Raw genomic sequence first — 19,830 nt, forward strand, 5'->3', positions numbered from 1 at the left:
TGATAGTAAAGGTGAATGCCCGAGAACGGCTTTGTTTTCCGCTGGATGGTCGACCGTCGCCTCGCACATACTGTGGCCCTGTTCGACAGGAGGTGTGAGATGGACAATTCGTTGCGTCGCGGCTCGCTGGAGATGACGGCCGCCATGCTGATTTCCGGTACCATCGGTTGGTTCGTACTGGTGTCCGGGCAGCCGGTACTGGAGGTGGTGTTCTGGCGTTGTGTGTTCGGCGCCGGCACCTTGCTGTTGATCTGCGCAGCCATGGGGTTGCTCAAGCCCGGTGCGCTGACCCGCACGACCTTCCTGCTGGCCGTGACCAGCGGGGTGGCCATCGTCGGTAACTGGGTGCTGCTGTTCGCCTCCTACGCCAAGGCTTCGATCGCGATCGGCACGGCGGTGTACAACGTCCAGCCGTTCATGCTGGTGGGGCTGGCGGCGCTGTTCCTGGGCGAGAAGATCACCCTGCCCAAGATGACCTGGCTGAGCCTGGCGTTTCTCGGCATGCTGGCCATCGTCAGTGCCCATGGCAGCGGCCAGGAAGGGGCGGGGGATTATCTGCAAGGCATCGGCCTGGCGTTGGGCGCAGCCTTCCTCTACGCCGTGGCGGCGCTGATCATCAAGCGCCTGAGCGGTACCCCACCGCACCTGATCGCCTTGGTCCAGGTGGTGACCGGTATTGTGCTCCTGGCACCTTGGGTCGGGGTGCGAGGGCTACCGGCAGAAACATCGGCACTGGCCAGCCTGGTGACCTTGGGCATCGTCCATACCGGGCTGATGTACGTGCTGCTGTACAGCGCCATCCAGCGCCTGCCTACGGCGCTGACCGGTGCGCTGTCGTTCATCTACCCGATCGCGGCGATCCTGGTCGATTGGGTGGCGTTCGACCATCGCCTGGCACCGCTGCAGTGGCTGGGTGTGGCGGCGATCCTGCTGGCGGCGGCAGGCATGCAGCAGGGATGGTGGTTCCGGTCGGGCAGGGGAGCGGTGAAGGGGTATTGAGCGAGGTTTGCCTTGCGGCCCTATCGCGGGACAAGCCTGCTCCCACAGGGATGCGCCGCTCTTGCGAACAGCGGTGAACCTGTGGGAGCGGGCTTGTCCCGCGATGGGGTACGTAGCAGCCTCTGACAGTGCTTATAGGCTGGCATTAGGTAGAATGCGTTCTTTTTGCTTGCGACCCCACCATGACCTCGCCGATCCATATCCTCGAGCAACACCTGCTCGCCGCCTTTGACCCCGCCCCGCAGGAAACCCGCCGCCTGTTCCACGGTCGTGGCCGCTGCTGGCCGGGCCTCGAGCAGATCACGGTCGACTGGCTGCAGGGCGTGCTGCTGGTAGCGCTGTTCCGCGAGCCGCCCGAGGGCCAGCTGGCCGAGCTGGAGGCCATGCTGCGCAGCCTCGCCGAGCGCCCGCAGTGGGCCGGGCAGGCCATCCTCATCCAGCACCGCTACCTGCCGGACAGCCCTGGCCAGTGGCTGTTGGGCGAGCCGTGCCAGCAACGCGAAGTGATCGAGGATGGCCTGACCTATCTGCTGGACCTGGGCGTGCGGCAGAACAACGGCCTGTTCCTCGACATGCGCTACGGCCGCCGCTGGGTACGCGAGCAGGCCGCGGGCAAGCGGGTGCTCAACCTGTTCGCCTATACCTGCGGATTCTCGGTGGCCGCCATTGCCGGCGGGGCGCAGCAAGTGGTCAACCTGGACATGGCCAAGGCGGCGTTGTCCCGTGGCCGCGACAACCACCGGCTCAATGGCCACGATGCCTCCCGGGTCGCCTACCTGGGGCATGAGCTGTTCAAGTCATGGGGCAAGGTGCGCAAGTACGGGCCCTATGACTTGATCATCATCGACCCACCGACCTTCCAGAAAGGCAGCTTCGTGCTGACCCAGGACTACGCGAAGATCCTGCGGCGCCTGCCGGAGCTGCTGACGGGAGAGGGGACGGTGTTGGCGTGCATCAATGACCCGGGGATCGGGCCGGACTTTTTGATCGAGGGCATGGGCGAGCATGCACCGGGGCTGGTATTCGTCGAGCGGCTGGAGAACCCGCCGGAGTTTCCGGATGCCGATCCGGCAGGGGGCTTGAAGGCATTGGTGTTTCGCCAGCGAGCCTGAGTAAGCTTCAATCGCGGGACAAGCCCGCTCCCACAGAGATCGTATCTGTCGGTGCGGGCTTGTGTCGCGAACCGTTACTGGTTGGTATAGATCTGGTCGAACACGCCACCGTCATTGAAGTGGGTTTTCTGCACGGTACGCCAGTCGCCGAAGGTCTTCTCCACCGATAGGAAATCGACTTTCGGGAAGCGGTCGGTGTACTTGGCCAGAACGGTCGCGTCACGTGGGCGCAGGTAGTTCTGCGCGGCCAGTTCCTGGGCGGCCGGCGACCACAGGTATTTGAGGTATTCCTCGGCCACGGCGCGGGATTTCTTGCGCTCGACAACCTTGTCGACCACGGTCACCGGCGGCTCGGCCTCGGCCGACACGCTCGGGTAGACCACCTCGAACTGGTCGCGACCGAATTCGCGGGCGATCATTTCCGCCTCGTTCTCGAACGTCACCAGCACGTCGCCGATCTGGTTGGTCATGAAAGTCGTGGTGGCGGCGCGTCCGCCGGTGTCCAGCACCGGAGCCTGCTTGAACAGCTTGCCGACGAACTCGCGCGCCTTGGCTTCGTCGCCGCCTTGCTTGAGCACATAGCCCCAGGCCGACAGGTAGGTGTAGCGGCCGTTACCCGACGTCTTGGGGTTGGGCACGATCACCTGCACGCCGTCCTTGAGCAGGTCGGGCCAGTCCTTCAGGGCCTTGGGGTTGCCCTTGCGCACGATGAACACGGTGGCGGAGGTGAACGGCGCGCTGTTGTTCGGCAGGCGCGTGACCCAGTTGTCCGGCACCAGCTTGCCGTTGTCGGCCAGGGCATTGATGTCGGTGGCCATGTTCATGGTGATGACGTCTGCTGGCAGGCCGTCGATCACGGCGCGTGCCTGCTTGCTCGAGCCGCCGAAGGACATTTGCACGTTGACCTTCTCGTTGTGCTCGGCTTCCCAGTGCTTCTGGAATGCTGGGTTGTAGTCCTTGTAGAAGTCGCGCATCACGTCGTAAGACACGTTGAGCAGGGTCGGTGCAGCCTGGGCCAGGTTGCCCAGGGCCATACCGGCGGCGAGCAGCGATGCGGTGAAGAGCTTTTTCACGTTGCTTCCTTGTTCTTGAGAGGTTGTAGGCAGTTTGCCAGCGACTATAGCGGGTGGCTTGGCAGGGGTTAAAGAACAAAAAACACTTTGGTTATGCCGGTGCTTGTGCGGCCCCTTCGCGGGCAGGGCATCACTGCTTCGGGAACAACGCATTGCCACAGCGCGAGCAGAACGCCGCGCCGTGTTCATGGGTGTTCTTGCGGCACGTCGGGCAATCATGCTGCAGCTGTTCGCCGCGCAGGGCGTTGGCCAGCTCCGCCGTGAAGATGCCCGTGGGTACGGCGATGATCGAATAACCGGTGATCATCACCAGCGACGACAGTACCTGACCCAGCGGCGTCTTCGGCACGATATCGCCGAACCCTACGGTGGTCAGGGTGACGATCGCCCAGTAGATGCCCTTGGGGATGCTGGTGAAGCCATGCTCGGGGCCCTCGACCACGTACATCAAGGTACCGAACACGGTCACCAGGGTCGATACGCTGACCAGGAACACGATGATCTTCTGCCGGCTGCCCTGCAGTGCCGCGAGCAGGTAATGGGCCTGCTTGAGGTAGGGGCTGAGCTTGAGCACACGGAAGATCCGCAGCATGCGGATGACCCGCACGATCAGCAGATACTGGGCGTCGCTGTAGTACAGGGCGAGGATGCCCGGGATGACCGCCAGCAGGTCCACCAGCCCATAGAAGCTGAAGGCATAGCGCAGGGGCTTGGGCGAGCAGTAGAGCCGCACCAGGTACTCCACCAGGAAGATCGCGGTGAAGCACCACTCGATCCCGGCCAGCAGGCCGGCGTATTGCTGGTGCACTTCGTCGATGCTGTCGAGCACGACTGTGACCAGGCTGGCGAGGATGACCAGCAGGAGGATCTTGTCGAAACGCCTGCCGGCGACGGTATCGGTCTGGAAGACGACGACGTAGAGCCGCTCGCGCAGGTTCGCAGGGTTATCCATGGGCTCGTTCCATTGTGCGATGGCCTGAGCCTAGGGGGTGCGTTCTAGCTGTGCAAGCGGTCTGCGTTGCGGCGCTGGGCCGATTGCGCCAGGTGGCTGCCCAGGTGCATCAGCCAGCAGGCGACGACAAAGGGTGCAGTCAGGCCAGCGATAGGCATCAGGTTGAACAAAGGCTGCAGCAACAGTGCCACGGCGATGGCCGACAACGTCACCCAGGCACGTTCGCCCTGGCGGCTGAAGGCCAGCGCGGCGAGCGCTGCGTTGAAACCGAACAGCCCCATCCAGGCAGCCTGGGCCTCGCCCGCCAGCAGGGCCACACCGCCGCCGACGGCCGAGCCGATCAACGCCCAGAGTGCGGCATAGGGGTTGGCGATGAACATGCCGATGACGATCAGCAGGCCGGCCAGCGGGTTGTCCAGCAGGAAGATCTGGCCGACACCGCGTAGCAAGGCATACAACGGGTTGGCCTCGGTGTAGAGGGCCGGCATGGGCTCTGTCACCAACAGGGTGGCCCAGCCCAGCAGCACGAAAGGTGCGGTATAGGCGATCAGCAGCTTGCCGCCGCGCTTGCGCCATTGGTGCGTGAGGATGCTGGAAAGGCCGCCGGCGGCGATGATCAGCGGTGGCATGATGGCCGACCACGGCAGCAGCGCGGCGATCAGCAGGCCGATCAGTACGCCGTTGTAGCAGTACAGGCCGGCCTGGCGATCGGCGCGTTCGTAACCGCGGCGCTGGGCGGTCAGCAGCCCGGCCAGGGCGCCGAGCAGGGCGCCGCCGACCAGGTTCGGGGCGGTGACCAGGATGGCCAGCAGACAGCACAGGCCGCACAAGGGATTGCGCAGCAGCAGTACCTGGCTGAAGCCGTTGAGCAAGGCCGTGGCCCAGTCGGGGCACGGGTTGACGAAATTCTTGGTGTACATGGGGCAGTCGGGAAGGTGGATGGAAGAGCGGTGGGCCTCTTCGGGCCTCGGTTTTCCGCAGGTTTCATGGATCGGTGTAACGGGAGGGCTGCGCCCTCCAATCGCCGGCAAGCCGGCTCCCACAGGGGGGCGCACAGCGCCCCCCCGGCATTCTCAGACCAAGGTCTCGATCCGCAGCGTGTTAGTCGTCCCTGGCTTGCCGAAAGGCACACCGGCGGTGATCAGCAGCGTGTCGCCACGGCTGGCCATGCCTTGGGCCTGGGCAATTTCCAGCGCAGTGGAAACGACCTCATCGACCTGGCGCAGGCGATCGTTGACCACCGAGTGCACGCCCCAGGTCACGCTCAGGCGGCGGGCGGTGGAGAGGTTCGGCGTCAGGTTGAGGATCGGTGCACGTGGCCGTTCGCGGGCAGCGCGCAGGGTCGAGGAGCCCGACTCGCTGTAGTTGACCAGCACGGCCACCGGCAGGATGCCACTGATGCGGCGAATCGCGCAGCTGATGGCGTCCGACACCGTGGCTTCGGCCTTGGGCCGGCCGACGTCGAGCTGGGCCTGGTAGTCCGGGCCGTTCTCCACCTGGCGGATGATCTTGCTCATCATCTGCACGGCTTCGAGCGGGTAGTCGCCCGAGGCGGTCTCGGCCGACAGCATGACTGCGTCGGTGCCTTCGGCCACGGCGTTGGCCACGTCGGTGACCTCGGCGCGGGTCGGGGCAGGGGAGAAGCGCATCGACTCGAGCATCTGGGTCGCCACCACCACGGGTTTACCCAGCTGGCGGCAGGTGCCGATGATGCGTTTCTGGATCTGCGGCACGCTTTCGGCCGGCACTTCCACACCCAGGTCGCCACGGGCGACCATGATCGCGTCGGACAGCTCGGCGATCGCCTGCAACTGCTCGACCGCCGACGGCTTCTCGATCTTGGCCATCAGGTAGGCGCGCTCGCCGATCAGTTGACGGGCTTCGACGATGTCTTCCGGGCGCTGGACGAACGACAGGGCCACCCAGTCCACGCCCAGGTCCAGGCCGAAGGCCAGGTCGCGGCGGTCTTTCTCGGTCAGCGGGCTGAGGTCGAGCACGGCCTGGGGCACGTTCACGCCCTTGCGGTCGGACAGCTCGCCGCCGGCAACCACCTCGGTGTCGATGGCGTCGCTGTGCTTGGCGGTCACCCGCAGGCGCAGCTTGCCGTCATCGAGCAGCAGGTCCATGCCCGGTTCCAGCGCAGCGATGATCTCGGGGTGCGGCAGGTTGACCCGGCGGCTGTCGCCCGGGGTAGTGTCCAGGTCCAGGCGCAGGGCCTGGCCGCGTTGCAGCTGCACCTTGCCGTCGGCGAAACGGCCGACGCGCAGCTTGGGCCCTTGCAGGTCCATGAGGATGCCCAGCGGATAGTTCAGCTGTTGCTCCACTTCGCGGATCCACTGGTAGCGCAGGGCGTGGTCGGCGTGCTCGCCATGGCTGAAGTTCAGGCGGAAGATGTTCACGCCGGCCTCGACCAGCTGGCGGATATCGCCGACGCCTTTGATCGCAGGGCCCAGGGTTGCGAGGATTTTGACTTTCTTGTCTGGCGTCATGATGGCTGAGTCTCGAGGATCAGGATGGCACGGAAGTCGTTGACGTTGGTGCGGGTCGGCTCGGTGACGATCAGCGCATCCAGTGCGGCGAAGTAGCCATAGCCGTTGTTGTTGTCCAGCTCGTCGGACGCCGACAGGCCCAGGGCCTCGGCGTTGGCATAGCTTTGCGGGGTCATGATGGCGCCGGCGTTCTCCTCGGAGCCGTCGATGCCGTCGGTGTCCCCGGCCAGGGCGTAGACACCCGGCAGGCCCTTGAGGTTTTCGGTCAGGCTGAGCAGGAACTCGGCGTTGCGCCCGCCACGGCCGTTGCCGCGCACGGTGACCGTGGTCTCGCCGCCGGACAGGATGATGCAAGGCGCCTTGAGCGGCTGGCCGTGCAGCACGATCTGCCGTGCGATACCGGCGTGCACCTTGGCCACTTCGCGCGACTCACCTTCCAGGTCACCCAGGATCAGCGGACTGAAGCCCGCTTGGCGAGCCTTGACGGCCGCGGCCTCGAGCGACTGCTGGGGCTTGGCGATCAACTTGAAGTGGCTGCGCGCCAGGGCTGGGTCGTCGGCCTTGACGGTTTCCGAGGCGGGGTTGTTGAGCCAGTCGATGACGGCCTTGGGCGCTTCGATGTCGTAGCGCTTGAGGATGGCCAGGGCATCGGCCGAGGTGCTCGGGTCGGCCACGGTGGGGCCGGAGGCAATGACGGTGGCCAGGTCCCCGGGGACGTCGGAGATGGCATAGGTGTAGACCGTCGCCGGCCAGCAGGCCTTGGCCAGGCGGCCGCCCTTGATCGCCGAGAGGTGCTTGCGTACGCAGTTCATCTCGCCGATGGTGGCGCCGGACTTGAGCAGGGCCTTGTTGATCTGTTGCTTGTCGGCCAGGGTCAGGCCTTCGGCAGGCAGGGCCAGCAGGGCCGAGCCGCCACCAGAGAGCAGGAAAATCACCCGGTCGTCTTCATTGAGGTTGCTGACCAGCTCCAGCACGCGCTTGGCCACGGCCAGGCCGGCGGCATCGGGGACCGGGTGGGCGGCTTCGACCACTTCGATCTTCTGGCAGTTGGCGCCATGGCCGTAGCGGGTCACGACCAGGCCGGACACCTCGCCCTGCCAGCTCTTCTCGACCACCTCGGCCATGGCCGCGGCAGCCTTGCCGGCGCCGATGACGATGACGCGGCCGGTGCGGTCGGTGGGCAGGTGGGGTTCCAGGACCTGGCGGGGGTGAGCGGCGGCGATGGCCGTATCGAACAGCTCGCGGAGAATTCTTTGTGGATCGACCGACATGGCAGGCTCCCAAAATCTTATTGTTCTGCAGAATCGAAAACGCCCCTGGAACTGCCTCCGTGCAGGCCGAACCAGGGGCGGGTGTTGCTCGGTGTCACCGTTGAGCCTGTGGTCGCAGGTCCAAAGGTGTGGATTTCATCGCCGACAAGCCGGCTCCCACAGGTACAGCGGAGTACTTCGGGCTGGTGGGAACCGACTTGCCGGCGATTGGGCTGCAAGGCAGCCCCTTGTCACTTGTCGTCGCGGATCGAGAAGTTGGCCATGTGCTCCAGGCCTTTGATCAGCGCCGAGTGGTCCCAGTTGCCGCCGCCCAGGGCAACGCAGGTGCTGAACACTTGCTGGGCGTTGGAGGTGTTGGGCAGGTTGATGCCCAGCTCCTTGGCGCCTTGCAGGGCCAGGTTCAGGTCCTTCTGGTGCAGGTTGATGCGGAAGCCTGGGTCGAAGGTGCCCTTGATCATGCGCTCGGCGTGCACTTCGAGGATCTTCGAGGAGGCGAAACCGCCCATCAGCGCTTCACGTACCTTGGCTGGGTCCGCGCCGTTCTTGGCAGCGAACAGCAGGGCTTCGCCGACGGCCTGGATGTTCAGGGCGACGATGATCTGGTTGGCGACCTTGGCGGTCTGGCCGTCACCGTTGCCACCGACGCGGGTGATGTTCTTGCCCATGGCTTCGAACAGCGGCAGGGCGCGCTCGAAGGCTTTCGGGCAGCCACCGACCATGATGCTCAGGGTGCCGGCCTTGGCGCCGACTTCGCCGCCGGACACCGGGGCGTCCAGGTAGGCAGCGCCGGTGGCCTTGATCTTCTCGGCGAAGGCCTTGGTCGCGGTAGGGGAGATCGAGCTCATGTCGATCACCACCTTGTTCGGGCCGACGCCTTCGGCCACGCCATTCTCGCCGAACAGGACAGCTTCTACCTGCGGGGTGTCCGGGACCATGACGATGATGAACTCGGCTTCCTGGGCCACTTCCTTCGGGTTGGCCAGGGCGACGGCGCCAGCGGCGACCAGGTCGGCCGGGGCGGCGTCGTGGTGAGTGGAGACGAACAGGCTGTGACCTGCCTTTTGCAGGTTCTGGGCCATTGGTTTGCCCATGATGCCGGTGCCGATGAAACCGATTTTAGCCATGACAATGTGCCTCTTTGTATTTGTTCGCGGAGCCTGTAGGAGCGGGCTTGTCCCGCGATGGCGGCGGTGAATCCGCCATCGCAATCGCGGGGCGAGCCCGCTCCTACAGGTCGGTGTTCAATCTTTAGATTGCGTTATGGGTCTTCAGCCAGCCCAGGCCTGCTTCGGTGGTGGTCAGCGGCTTGTATTCCGCGCCCACCCAGCCCTGGTAACCGATGCGGTCCAGGTGCTCGAACAGGAAGCGATAGTTGATCTCGCCGGTGCCTGGTTCGTTGCGGCCGGGGTTGTCGGCCAGCTGGATGTGGTTGATCAGCTTCAGGTTGGCTTCCATGGTACGAGCCAGGTCACCTTCCATGATCTGCATGTGGTAGATGTCGTATTGCAGGAACAGGTTGTCGCTGCCGACTTCGGCCTGGATTTCCAGGGCCTGCTTGGTGGTGTTCAGGTAGAAGCCCGGGATATCGCGGGTGTTGATCATTTCCATGACCAGGCGGATACCGGCGGCCTTGAGCTTGTCGGCGGCGTACTTGAGGTTGTCGACGAAGGTCTTGCGCACGGTGGCGCAGTCCGGGCCTTGCGGGCGGATACCGGCCAGGCAGTTGACTTGGGTGTTGCCCAGGACCTTGGCGTATTCGATGGCCTTGTCGACACCTGCGCGGAATTCCTCGACGCGCTCGGGGTTGCAGGCGATGCCGCGCTCGCCCTTGCCCCAGTCACCGGCCGGCAGGTTGAACAGCACCTGGGTCAGGCCGTGGGCATCGAGCTGTTGCTTGATCTCGGCGGCGCTGAAATCGTACGGGAAGAGGTATTCGACACCGCTGAAACCAGCGTCGGCGGCGGCCTTGAAGCGGGCCAGGAAGTCCTGCTCGGTGAACAGCATGGACAGGTTGGCAGCGAAGCGAGGCATGGTTGTCTCCTTGCAGATGAAGGCCCCCGGCACAGCCGGCGCGGGGGCGTCAGGCGGTCAGTCCAGCATCGAGATCGCGGTAGGCGCGTCGTTGCCGACCAGGGCGAGGTCTTCGAACTCGTTGACCGCGTTGATCTCGGTACCCATGGAAATGTTGGTCACGCGCTCGAGGATCACTTCGACCACCACCGGCACGCGGAACTCTTCGGCCATCTTCTGCGCCTTGAGCAGGGCAGGGGCGATTTCAGCCGGCTCGAACACGCGCAGTGCCTTGCAGCCCAGGCCCTCGACCACGGCCACGTGATCGACGCCGTAGTTGTTGGCCTCGGTGGCGTTGATGTTCTCGAACGCCAGTTGTACACAGTAATCCATGTCGAAGCCACGCTGGGCCTGGCGGATCAGGCCGAGGTAGGCGTTGTTCACCAGTACGTGGACGTACGGCAGGTTGAACTGCGCGCCCACGGCCAGCTCTTCGATCATGAATTGGAAGTCGTAGTCACCGGACAGCGCGACGACCTTGCGCTTGGGGTCAGCCTTGACCACACCCAGGGCAGCCGGAATGGTCCAGCCCAGCGGGCCGGCCTGGCCGCAGTTGATCCAGTGGCGTGGCTTGTACACGTGCAGGAACTGGGCGCCGGCGATCTGCGACAGGCCGATGGTGCTGACGTAGCAGGTGTCCTTGCCGAAGACCTGGTTCATTTCTTCATAGACGCGCTGCGGCTTGACCGGCACGTTGTCGAAGTGGGTCTTGCGCTGCAGGCTCGACTTGCGCTGCTGGCAGTCTTCCAGCCACTCGCGGCGGCACTTGAGCTTGCCGGCGGCTTTCCACTCGCGGGCCACTTCCAGGAACGCGTCCAGTGCCGCGCCTGCGTCGGAAACGATACCCAGGTCCGGGGTGAACACACGGCCGATCTGGGTCGGTTCGATGTCCACGTGAACGAACTTGCGGCCTTCGGTGTAGACGTCGACGGAGCCGGTGTGACGGTTGGCCCAACGGTTACCGATACCGAACACCAGGTCGGACTTGAGCAGGGTGGCGTTGCCGTAGCGGTGCGAAGTCTGCAGGCCGACCATGCCGACCATCTGTGGGTGGTCGTCCGGGATGGTGCCCCAGCCCATCAGGGTCGGGATGATTGGTACACCGGTCAGTTCGGCGAATTCGACCAGTTTTTCGCTGGCATCGGCGTTGATCACGCCGCCGCCGGAAACGATCAGCGGGCGCTCGGCTTCGTTGAGCATGGCCAGGGCTTTTTCAGCCTGGACACGGTTGGCGGCTGGCTTGTGCACCGGCAGCGGCTCGTAGGCGTCGATGTCGAATTCGATCTCGGCCATCTGCACGTCGAACGGCAGGTCGATCAGCACAGGGCCTGGGCGGCCGGTGCGCATTTCGTAGAAGGCCTTCTGGAAGGCGTAGGGCACCTGGCCTGGCTCCAGAACGGTGGTCGCCCACTTGGTGACTGGCTTGACGATGTTGGTGATGTCAACGGCCTGGAAGTCTTCCTTGTGCAGGCGGGCACGAGGCGCTTGGCCGGTGATGCAGAGAATTGGGATGGAGTCGGCCGAAGCGCTGTACAGGCCGGTGACCATGTCGGTGCCGGCTGGGCCGGAGGTGCCGATGCACACACCGATGTTGCCCGGGTTGGCGCGGGTGTAACCCTCGGCCATGTGGGAAGCGCCTTCGACGTGGCGAGCGAGGACGTGATCGATGCCACCGACTTTCTTCAGGGCCGAGTACAGCGGGTTGATGGCTGCCCCCGGGATGCCGAACGCGGTATCTACACCTTCACGGCGCATGACCAGAACGGCTGCATCGATTGCTCTCATTTTGCTCATGGTTTGTGCCTCATCGATTTTGTAATTGTATACAACTTGCTTTGCGACAGAGTGTATTCACGCTCGACGCCCTAGGTCAATCCATTTTCATCTGTAGAAGTGGCTTTCGTCGGGAAGCCGGTGAAAACGGCATTTCGTCTGATCGTGCACGATAGTCTAAAAATATTGTATACAAAAAATCTGGCCGTTGTGTTCTATTGTCGTATCGGTTTTCAACTGCCCTCAGGGCTTCTCACAACAAGAAGAGGACCTTTCCATGAACGCATTGACCCTGAAAGTCGCCGTCAGCCTGGTGAACGCCGCGCTGGACGCTGGTCGCAAGATCAACGCCGCCCCCTTGACGGTGGTGGTACTGGACGCCGGTGGGCATCTGCTCGCGCTGCAGCGCGAGGACGGCGCCAGCTTGCTGCGCCCGCAGGTGGCCATGGGCAAGGCCTGGGGGGCTGTCGCCCTGGGCAAGGGCTCGCGCCTGCTGGCGCTGGATTCGCAACAACGGCCGGCTTTCTTCGCGGCGCTCAATGGCCTGGGCGAGCGTCCGGTGGTACCGGCGCCGGGTGGTGTGCTGATTCGCGATCAGGACGGCAAGGTGCTGGGTGCGGTAGGGATCAGCGGCGATACGTCGGATATCGACGAGCAGTGCGCGATCAGTGCGATCGAGGAGGTGGGGCTGACGGCGGATGCCGGAGTGGTGGCGTAAGCGTCTGAAATCCTGGGGCCGCTGCGCGGCCCTTTCGCGGCACAAGGCCGCTCCTACAGGTTCAACGATGATCCTTGTAGGAGCGGCCTTGTGCCGCGAAAGGGCTGCGTAGCGGCCCCGCTTTTTATCAGGCCGCCTCGGGCTCGCAGCCTTTGAGCACCAGGCGGATGATGGTTTCGGCCGCCGCTTCGTAGTCGGTGTCGGACAGCTTGGCCTTGCCGGTGATCACCGAGATCTGCCAGTCGAAGTCGGCGTAGGTCTGGGTCGCCGCCCAGATGCTGAACATCAGGTGGTGCGGATCGACCGGGGCGATCTGCTTGCGCTCGATCCAGCGCTGGATGCACTCGATGTTGTGCCGCGCCTGCTCGTTGAGCTGCTGCACCTGGTTGGGCGACAGGTGCGGGGCGCCATGCATGATCTCGCTGGCGAACACCTTCGACGCATGGGGCAGGTCACGGGAGATGCGGATCTTCGAGCGGATGTAGCCGCTGAGCACCTCCTTGGGATCGCCGTCGGCGTTGAATGGCGTGGAAGCCTGCATGATCGGCGCGATGATGCTCTCCAGGACCTCGCGATAGAGGTTTTCCTTGGATTTGAAGTAGTAGTACACGTTCGGCTTGGGCAGGCCAGCCTTGGCGGCGATGTCGCTGGTCTTGGTGGCGGCGAAGCCCTTGTCGGCGAATTCTTCGCTGGCCGCGCGCAGGATCAGCTCCTTGTTGCGCTCGCGAATGGTGCTCATGTCGGGAATCTTCCTTTGTCTGGCCACCTCTAAAGAGGGTCCGGCATGGTAGCACCCGCCTTGTCGGGCGCTCAAGGCAGCCGCTTTGGGCTAGACTTCGGCCCATTCAACCCATTGGAAACACGCAAACATGGCAGGAAGCAGTCTACTGGTACTGATCGACGACATTGCTACGGTGCTCGACGATGTCTCGGTGATGACCAAGGTCGCGGCGAAGAAGACCGCAGGCGTGTTGGGCGACGATCTGGCACTCAATGCTCAGCAGGTCACTGGCGTGCGTGCCGACCGGGAACTGCCGGTAGTCTGGGCGGTGGCCAAGGGGTCGTTGGTCAACAAGGCGATCCTGGTGCCAGCGGCCTTGCTGATCAGTGCGTTCATACCCTGGGCGGTGACCCCGCTGTTGATGCTCGGTGGCGCCTTCCTGTGCTACGAAGGCTTCGAGAAGCTCGCGCACAAGCTCCTGCACAGCAAGGCCGAGGATGCGACGCAGCATGCGGCGCACACCGAAGCCCTGGCCGACCCGAACATCGACCTGGTGGCCTATGAGAAGGACAAGATCAAAGGCGCGGTGCGCACCGACTTCATCCTCTCGGCCGAAATCATCGCCATCACCCTGGGCATCGTTGCCGATTCACCGCTGACGCAGCAGATCGTCGTGCTCTCGGGCATTGCCGTGGTGATGACCATCGGGGTGTATGGGCTGGTGGGTGGCATCGTCAAGCTCGACGACTTGGGGCTGTGGCTGACCACCAAGGCATCCGGGCTGGCCCAGGCGGTGGGCAATGGCATCCTGCGCGCGGCGCCCTACATGATGAAGAGCCTCTCGGTGATCGGCACTGCGGCCATGTTCCTGGTCGGCGGCGGCATCCTGGTGCATGGCATCGAGCCGCTGCACCACGCCATCGAGGCCTTCAGCGAAGGGCGCGGCGGTGCCTTGACCGGAGGCGTGCTCAACGGCCTGGCCGGCGTGGTGGCCGGGGCGGTGGTGCTGGCCGTGGTGAGTGGGGTGGGCAAGGTGTGGAAGGCGCTGCGGCCGGCCAGGTGACCGTGGAGGATGGCCGGGGCAAGCCCCCGGATCGCGGGACAAGCCCGCTCCCACAGTCAGGAAGCGCCCTACGCCTGTAGGAGCGGCCTTGCGCCGCGAAAGGGCTGCGCAGCAGCCCCCGCGCACCGTCAGAAGTGATACTTGAGCAGGAAGCTCATGGTGTTCTGGTCGGTGGTGAACGCATCGCTGTCCTTGATGCCGTACTTGTTCTTCCAGTAATCGTACTCGATACCCACGTACAGCTGCTTCTGGCCGATCTTCAGCGCCTTGCCCAGGTCGTACTTGACCTGTGGATTGAAGTGCAGGTTGGCCTGGTAGGTGCCGCGGCGGTTCTCGTCGTTGTCCACCACCCAATCCATGAATCCGTCGATCAGGATGTCAGACGAACCCACAGGCAGCGTGTAGGACCACACCGGGGTGATCTGCCAGACGTTGTCACCCGGGCGGCTGCCGTCGGTGGTGCGCTGGTAGAAGTTCAACTGGAAGTAGTCGAAGCCCGGGATATCCAGGTCGAAGCCTGGGCCGATCAGGTAGGCCTCGGTGTCGCCTTCGCCGAACTCGTAGGTCATGGCCAGCAGCACGTCCTTGACCGGGCCGAACGAGAGCTTCTGGTCGAAGATCTTGCCGAACGACAACCGCGGACTGATTTCGCCGTAGTAGGTGTTCGGGCCATTGCCGGCGTCTTTCTTGCCCTGGTAGAAGATCTTGTCGAAGAAGATGAAGTTGTCCCCGTACTTCCAGCCATCGGCATGCTCGAAAGTGAAGGTCTGCTGGGTTTCCGGGTTCACCTTGAAGTTCTTGCCCCACAGGTAGGTGAGGCTGTTGTTCTGCCATTGCAGCAGATCGCCGGCGAACGTGGCTCCGGATGCCAGCAGGCCGCCGGCGAGTATCAGGCTATTGATGGTACGCATTGCGAAGGTCGCTCCCTTGAGTCAGATCTGTTGTCAGCGCTCTTTGGCGCTATTCTTGTCTTTCGAGTCAGCTTTTTTCGATTGGCCACAGCTGTTTGGCAAGAGCTGCGCCAACTTTCCGGGTTGGTCACAACCATCCTGCTCGACTTCGTTCTGAACGGATGAAAAGGGTGTTTCAGGCTGGCAACACGTTGGCCAACCGCCCGAATTCATTGACTGAGCGGTCAGGAAACGCGGGCAGGATCCTTCCTGCCCTGATCGAGGGGGCGCGCAGATTACTCACTTGCGCGCTGGGCCTCAAGTGCTCCGTCCTGGCGCACTATGGCATAAAACCTGATCTTTGAGTCAACTTTTAGAAGTGAACTTTCACCAAGGCGCTGGTTACGCTCTGGTTGCTGTCGATGTTGCCTTGGCTGTCGATGCCGTACTTGTCCTTCCAGTAGCTGTATTCGATACCCACATAGAGCTGCTTGGCGCCCCAGTTCAGGGCCTTGCCCAGGTCGTACTTGACCTGTGGGTTGAACTGCAGGTTGGAATGGTAGGTGCCGCGGCGGGTCTGGTCGTTGTCCACCACCCAGTCGATGTAGCCATCGATGAGGATGTCGGATTTGCCCACCGGAATGGTGTAGGACCAGTTCGGGGTGATCTGCCAGACATCATCCCCGGGGCGGCTGCCCTCGGTATTACGCCAATAGAAGTTCAGGTTGAAATAGTTGAAGCCAGGCACTGCCAGGCTGAAGCCGGGGCCGATCAGGTAGGTCTCGTTGTCGCCTTCGCCGCGCTCGTAGGTCATGGCCAGCAGGACGTCCTTGATCGGGCCGAACTCGAGCTTGCGGTCGAAGATCTTGCCGAACGACAGACGCGGGCTGAACTCACCGTAGTAGGTGGTCGGGCCTTTTGTGGCATCGGCCTGGCCGTTGTAGAAGGTCTTGTCGATGAACAGGAAGGTGTCGCCGTATTTCCACCGGTTGGCGTGTTCGAACGTCACCGTCTGCTGGATGCCTGGGTTGACCTTGAAGTCCTTGCCGTACAGGTACGTCAGGCTTTCGCCGTGCCACTCCAGCCAGTCGCCTGCGACGGCGGGGAGGGTGGCCAGCAGGCTGCTGCCCAGCAACAGGGACGAGGTGATGCGCTTCATGTTGTGATTCCCGGTTCTTGTTCTTGTTTGTGGTTTTTTCGGCGCGCAGGCGCCCCGTACGGCCCACGAGCGTGGGCCGACGGTGTTGCGGTTACTGCGGGGAAGAGCAGGGCGGCAATGCAGCCGCCCGACCACTCAGTGCTGATGCGCGGCGTTGTGCACGGCGCGCTCGGCACCGCCGAGGATGTTGAACAGCAGGTTCAACACCAGGGCGCTCACCGTGGCCATGGCGATGCCGCTGTGGGTGATGGGTTCCATCCACTGGGGCATCTGGGCGAAGAACTCCGGACGGACCACAGGGATCAGGCCGAAGCCGACGCTGACCGCGACCAGCAGCTGGTTGCGACGGTCGGAGATGTCCGCTTCCTGGAGGATCTTGATGCCCGTGGCAGTGACCATGCCGAACATGGCGATGGACGCGCCGCCCAGTACCGCAGGTGGGATCGAGGCAATCAGGAAGGCCGCCTTCGGCAGCAGGCTGAGGAGGATCAACAGGGCGCCGGCCACGATGGTGACATAGCGGCAGCGCACCCCGGTCATCTGCACCAGGCCGATGTTCTGGGCGAAGGAGGAGTGGGTGAAGGTATTGAAGAAGCCGGCGACGAACGACGCCCCCGCGTCGCACATCAGACCGCGCCGCAGCATGCCAGGGGTGACTTCACGGTCGGTGACCTTGCCCAGGGCGAGGAACATGCCGGTGGATTCCACGAAGATGATCACCACCACCAGGCACATGGACAGGATCGGTGCCAGGCTGAAGGTCGGCATGCCGAAGTGCAGTGGGGTGACCACTTGCACCCACGGCGCCTCGGACAGGCCGGACAGGTCGACCATGCCGATGGAACCGGCCAGGATGTAGCCCAGGCCCATGCCTACCAGTACCGAGACATTGACCCAGAACCCACGCATGAAACGGTTGATCAGCAGGATCACTGCCAGTACCAGGCCGGCAACCAACAGGTAGATGGGCGAGCCGAAGGTATCGGCCTCATGGCCACCACCGGCCCAGTTGACCGCGACCGGGAACAACGACAGGCCGATCGAGGTGATCACGGTGCCGGTGACCAGAGGCGGGAAGAACCGCACCACCTTGGACATGAACGGCGCGATCAGCATGCCGAAGAAACCGGCCGCGATGGTCGCGCCGAAAATCCCCTGCAGGCCGACGCCCGGCATGCCGGCCATGGCGACCATGCTGCCGACGGCAGCGAAGCTGGCCCCCATCATCACCGGCATGCGAATGCCGACGGGACCGATACCGAACGATTGGACCATGGTGGCAACGCCTGCGACCAGCAGGTCGGCGTTGATCAGGAAGGCAACTTCTTCACGAGACAGCCCGGCGGCCTGGCCAATGATCAAAGGCACGGCGATCGCGCCTCCGTACATCAGCAATACATGTTGCAGGCCCACCAGGATCAGTTGGAACAGGGGCAGAGGCTGTCGTGGGGGCGCAACGGGGATGTACGCCTTGCGGGACTCGGACATGCAGCACCTCGAGTTTTGTTTTTATTCTCGGATCCAAGCGTCGGGCTCCGGAGGGGCAGGCCCGAAGGCCTGGGGTTTCCCCTGTGGAGCCCTAGCTCGATGCTAGCTACGTACTACTTACAGCTTGACGTGTGTTACCGCGTGCAACTCAGTTGACCGGAGCGCCCTTGGCGATCCAGGCACCGACCATGTTGCGTTCTTCCTGGGTCATCTGGGTGATGTTGCCCAGTGGCATGATCTGGCTGGCGACGGCTTGCGCCTGGATGCGCGCGGCCTGGGCCTGGATCTGTTGCGGGGTGTCGAACATCACGCCGGCAGGGGCGGCGCTGAACAGCGGGCTGGTCGGCTTGGCCGAGTGGCACACGGTGCAGCGTTCCTGGATGACGGTGTGGATCTTCTCGAAACCACCGGGTGCGGCCTGGGCGGTAGCCTGGGCTGGCGCCTCGGCCGGTGCTGCAGGCGCCTCGGCGGCCTTGGTGGCCTCTTCGGCGCGCTGTTCGGCAGCGGTCTTGCCACCGATGGCGGTCGCCGGCAGCGGCTGGTACTCGATCTTCGCCGCGGCTTGCTCAGGTGCGGTAGGCATCGGCTTGGGGCCGGTCACGTAGGCCAGGCAGATCATCGCCAGGGCGCCGACAGGCAGGGTCCAGGCGTACTTGTTGCTGTCATGGCGGGTGTTGAAGTAGTGACGGATCAATACCGCAGCCACTGCGATCCCGGCCAGGATCAGCCAGTTGTACTGGCTGCCATAGGTGCTCGGGAAGTGGTTGCTGATCATGATGAACAGCACCGGCAGGGTGAAGTAGTTGTTGTGGCGCGAACGCAGCAGGCCCTTGGCCGGCAGGACCGGATCAGGGGTTTCGTTCTTTTCGATGGCCGCCACCAGCTGGCGCTGGGCCGGCATGATGATGCGGAACACGTTACCGACCATGATGGTGCCGATGATCGCGCCGGTATGCAGGTACGCACCACGGCCGCTGAATACCAGGCTGAAGCCGAAGCAGGCAGCGATGATCAGGACGAACAGCACGGCACCGAGCAGGGCCGGGCGCTTGCCCAGGGGCGAATCGCAGAGGAAGTCATAGATGAACCAGCTTGCCACCAGCGAGCCGATACCGATGGCCACGCCCTCGGCACCGCTCAGGGTGCTGCCAGGGGCCAGCAGGTAGAGGGTCGGGTTCCAGTAGAACACCACGCAGAGCAGGGCGATACCGGACATCCAGGTGAAGTAGGCTTCCCATTTGAACCAGTGCAGGTTCTCGGGCATCTTCGGCGGGGCCAGCTTGTACTTCTCGAGGTGGTAGATACCACCACCGTGGATGGCCCAAAGGTCACCCGACAGCCCGTCACGCGGATTGCTCCGGTTCAGGTTGTTTTCCAGCCAGACGAAGTAGAACGAGGCACCAATCCAGGCGATGCCGGTGATCATGTGAACCCAGCGAATGCTCAGGTTCAGCCATTCGTGAAGGTGTGCTTCCACAGTATTTACCTCTTGCCGGTCACGACCCGGGCGAACCCTGGATGACCGACCTTTTCTTATTGGTGGGGATTGAGGACCAGCATCTGTTCCTCGGTGAAGTAATGCTCGTCGCAGTTGTTGCCGGAACCACTGCGATCAACCACCAGGAAGTCATCCCGCTTTTCGATCGTCAGCACCGGGTGGTGCCAGACGCCGCGATGGTAATTAACGCCCTGCCTGCCATTACTGCGGAAGGCTCGGACCAAGCCTGATACAGGTGCATCGCCAACTGGCGCGACCACGATCAGAAAGGGGTTGCCGAGCAGCGGGATGAAAGCCTGGCTGCCCAGCGGATGGCGTTCCAGCATGCGTACGGTCAGTGGCATCTCCAGAGCGTCGGCGCGGAAGATGCTGATGATCGCTTTGTCCTCGGGCTCGGCGGTCTCGACCGTGGCGAGCTTGTGGAAGCGCATGGTCGACCCGTTGTTGATCATGAAGTGGTCGCTGCCATCGGTTTCGATCACGTCACCGAACGGGGCGAAGGCTTCTTTGGTCAGGGGCTCGATCACTAAAGTGCGCATGCGGTTATCTCTTTG

At 63.5% G+C, this 19,830-nt stretch carries 18 protein-coding genes; 4 read left to right on the forward strand and 14 right to left on the reverse strand.

Going from position 1 to position 19,830, the window contains the following annotated elements; genetic code table 11:
• Positions 1-99 precede the first annotated feature (99 nt).
• A complete protein-coding gene (locus AC1MHZ_RS11595; protein ID WP_084854607.1) occupies positions 100-999 on the forward strand; it encodes a DMT family transporter in 900 nt (299 codons plus the stop codon).
• Positions 1,000-1,181: 182 nt separating this feature from the next.
• Positions 1,182-2,111: a class I SAM-dependent methyltransferase gene (locus tag AC1MHZ_RS11600; protein WP_482966373.1), complete on the forward strand. Its 930-nt coding sequence runs from the start codon at positions 1,182-1,184 to the stop codon at positions 2,109-2,111.
• Between the two features lie 74 nt (positions 2,112-2,185).
• Here the strand turns inward: AC1MHZ_RS11600 and AC1MHZ_RS11605 are convergent, their stop codons facing one another.
• The 8 genes from AC1MHZ_RS11605 to gcl form a co-directional block, all read right to left on the reverse strand.
• Positions 2,186-3,184 (reverse strand): sulfate ABC transporter substrate-binding protein, encoded by a 999-nt coding sequence (locus AC1MHZ_RS11605; RefSeq protein ID WP_084854609.1) that lies wholly within the window; start codon positions 3,182-3,184, stop codon positions 2,186-2,188.
• A 130-nt stretch (positions 3,185-3,314) separates the two neighbouring features.
• Entirely contained in the window at positions 3,315-4,136 is an 822-nt protein-coding gene (locus AC1MHZ_RS11610) for an ion transporter (RefSeq protein WP_084854610.1), read from the reverse strand.
• Positions 4,137-4,180: 44 nt separating this feature from the next.
• Positions 4,181-5,056: an urea transporter gene (locus AC1MHZ_RS11615; RefSeq protein WP_482966374.1), complete on the reverse strand. Its 876-nt coding sequence runs from the start codon at positions 5,054-5,056 to the stop codon at positions 4,181-4,183.
• 153 nt (positions 5,057-5,209) lie between these two features.
• Positions 5,210-6,625 carry a pyruvate kinase gene (gene pyk, locus AC1MHZ_RS11620; RefSeq protein ID WP_482966375.1) on the reverse strand — a complete coding sequence of 472 codons (1,416 nt, stop codon included), beginning with the start codon at positions 6,623-6,625 and terminating at the stop codon, positions 5,210-5,212.
• Positions 6,622-7,896, reverse strand: a complete 1,275-nt coding sequence (locus tag AC1MHZ_RS11625; protein WP_084854613.1) for a glycerate kinase type-2 family protein — start codon at positions 7,894-7,896, stop codon at positions 6,622-6,624. The genes pyk and AC1MHZ_RS11625 overlap by 4 nt, the downstream gene beginning before the upstream one ends.
• 230 nt (positions 7,897-8,126) lie before the next feature.
• Positions 8,127-9,104, reverse strand: a complete 978-nt coding sequence (locus AC1MHZ_RS11630) for a 2-hydroxy-3-oxopropionate reductase (RefSeq protein WP_416767690.1) — start codon at positions 9,102-9,104, stop codon at positions 8,127-8,129.
• 40 nt (positions 9,105-9,144) lie between these two features.
• Positions 9,145-9,927, reverse strand: a complete 783-nt coding sequence (gene hyi / locus AC1MHZ_RS11635; protein ID WP_070576732.1) for a hydroxypyruvate isomerase — start codon at positions 9,925-9,927, stop codon at positions 9,145-9,147.
• Between the two features lie 57 nt (positions 9,928-9,984).
• Positions 9,985-11,760: a glyoxylate carboligase gene (gene gcl / locus AC1MHZ_RS11640; RefSeq protein ID WP_482966376.1), complete on the reverse strand. Its 1,776-nt coding sequence runs from the start codon at positions 11,758-11,760 to the stop codon at positions 9,985-9,987.
• Positions 11,761-12,016: 256 nt separating this feature from the next.
• Here gcl and AC1MHZ_RS11645 point away from each other — a divergent pair, with 256 nt between their 5' ends.
• Positions 12,017-12,457 carry a GlcG/HbpS family heme-binding protein gene (locus AC1MHZ_RS11645; RefSeq protein WP_465001276.1) on the forward strand — a complete coding sequence of 147 codons (441 nt, stop codon included), beginning with the start codon at positions 12,017-12,019 and terminating at the stop codon, positions 12,455-12,457.
• Positions 12,458-12,584: 127 nt separating this feature from the next.
• Here AC1MHZ_RS11645 and AC1MHZ_RS11650 read toward each other — a convergent pair whose 3' ends face one another.
• Positions 12,585-13,196, reverse strand: coding sequence for a TetR/AcrR family transcriptional regulator (locus AC1MHZ_RS11650; RefSeq protein WP_084854617.1), 612 nt, complete (start codon positions 13,194-13,196; stop codon positions 12,585-12,587).
• A 130-nt stretch (positions 13,197-13,326) separates the two neighbouring features.
• On the opposite strand from AC1MHZ_RS11650, the gene AC1MHZ_RS11655 reads away from it, so the two are divergent.
• Entirely contained in the window at positions 13,327-14,241 is a 915-nt protein-coding gene (locus AC1MHZ_RS11655; protein WP_084854618.1) for a DUF808 domain-containing protein, read from the forward strand.
• A 128-nt stretch (positions 14,242-14,369) separates the two neighbouring features.
• Here AC1MHZ_RS11655 and AC1MHZ_RS11660 read toward each other — a convergent pair whose 3' ends face one another.
• The 5 genes from AC1MHZ_RS11660 to AC1MHZ_RS11680 form a co-directional block, all read right to left on the reverse strand.
• Positions 14,370-15,152: an outer membrane protein OmpK gene (locus tag AC1MHZ_RS11660; RefSeq protein WP_084854619.1), complete on the reverse strand. Its 783-nt coding sequence runs from the start codon at positions 15,150-15,152 to the stop codon at positions 14,370-14,372.
• A gap of 352 nt (positions 15,153-15,504) precedes the next feature.
• Complete coding sequence (locus AC1MHZ_RS11665; protein WP_084854620.1) at positions 15,505-16,290, reverse strand: outer membrane protein OmpK; 786 nt, start codon at positions 16,288-16,290, stop codon at positions 15,505-15,507.
• Positions 16,291-16,425: 135 nt separating this feature from the next.
• Positions 16,426-17,778, reverse strand: coding sequence for a nucleobase:cation symporter-2 family protein (locus AC1MHZ_RS11670; RefSeq protein WP_324813808.1), 1,353 nt, complete (start codon positions 17,776-17,778; stop codon positions 16,426-16,428).
• 148 nt (positions 17,779-17,926) lie between these two features.
• Positions 17,927-19,255, reverse strand: a complete 1,329-nt coding sequence (locus AC1MHZ_RS11675) for a urate hydroxylase PuuD (RefSeq protein WP_084854622.1) — start codon at positions 19,253-19,255, stop codon at positions 17,927-17,929.
• 56 nt (positions 19,256-19,311) lie between these two features.
• Entirely contained in the window at positions 19,312-19,815 is a 504-nt protein-coding gene (locus AC1MHZ_RS11680; protein ID WP_084854623.1) for an ureidoglycolate lyase, read from the reverse strand.
• Positions 19,816-19,830 lie beyond the last annotated feature (15 nt).

This window comes from Pseudomonas sp. FA-1 (genome assembly GCF_056856075.1).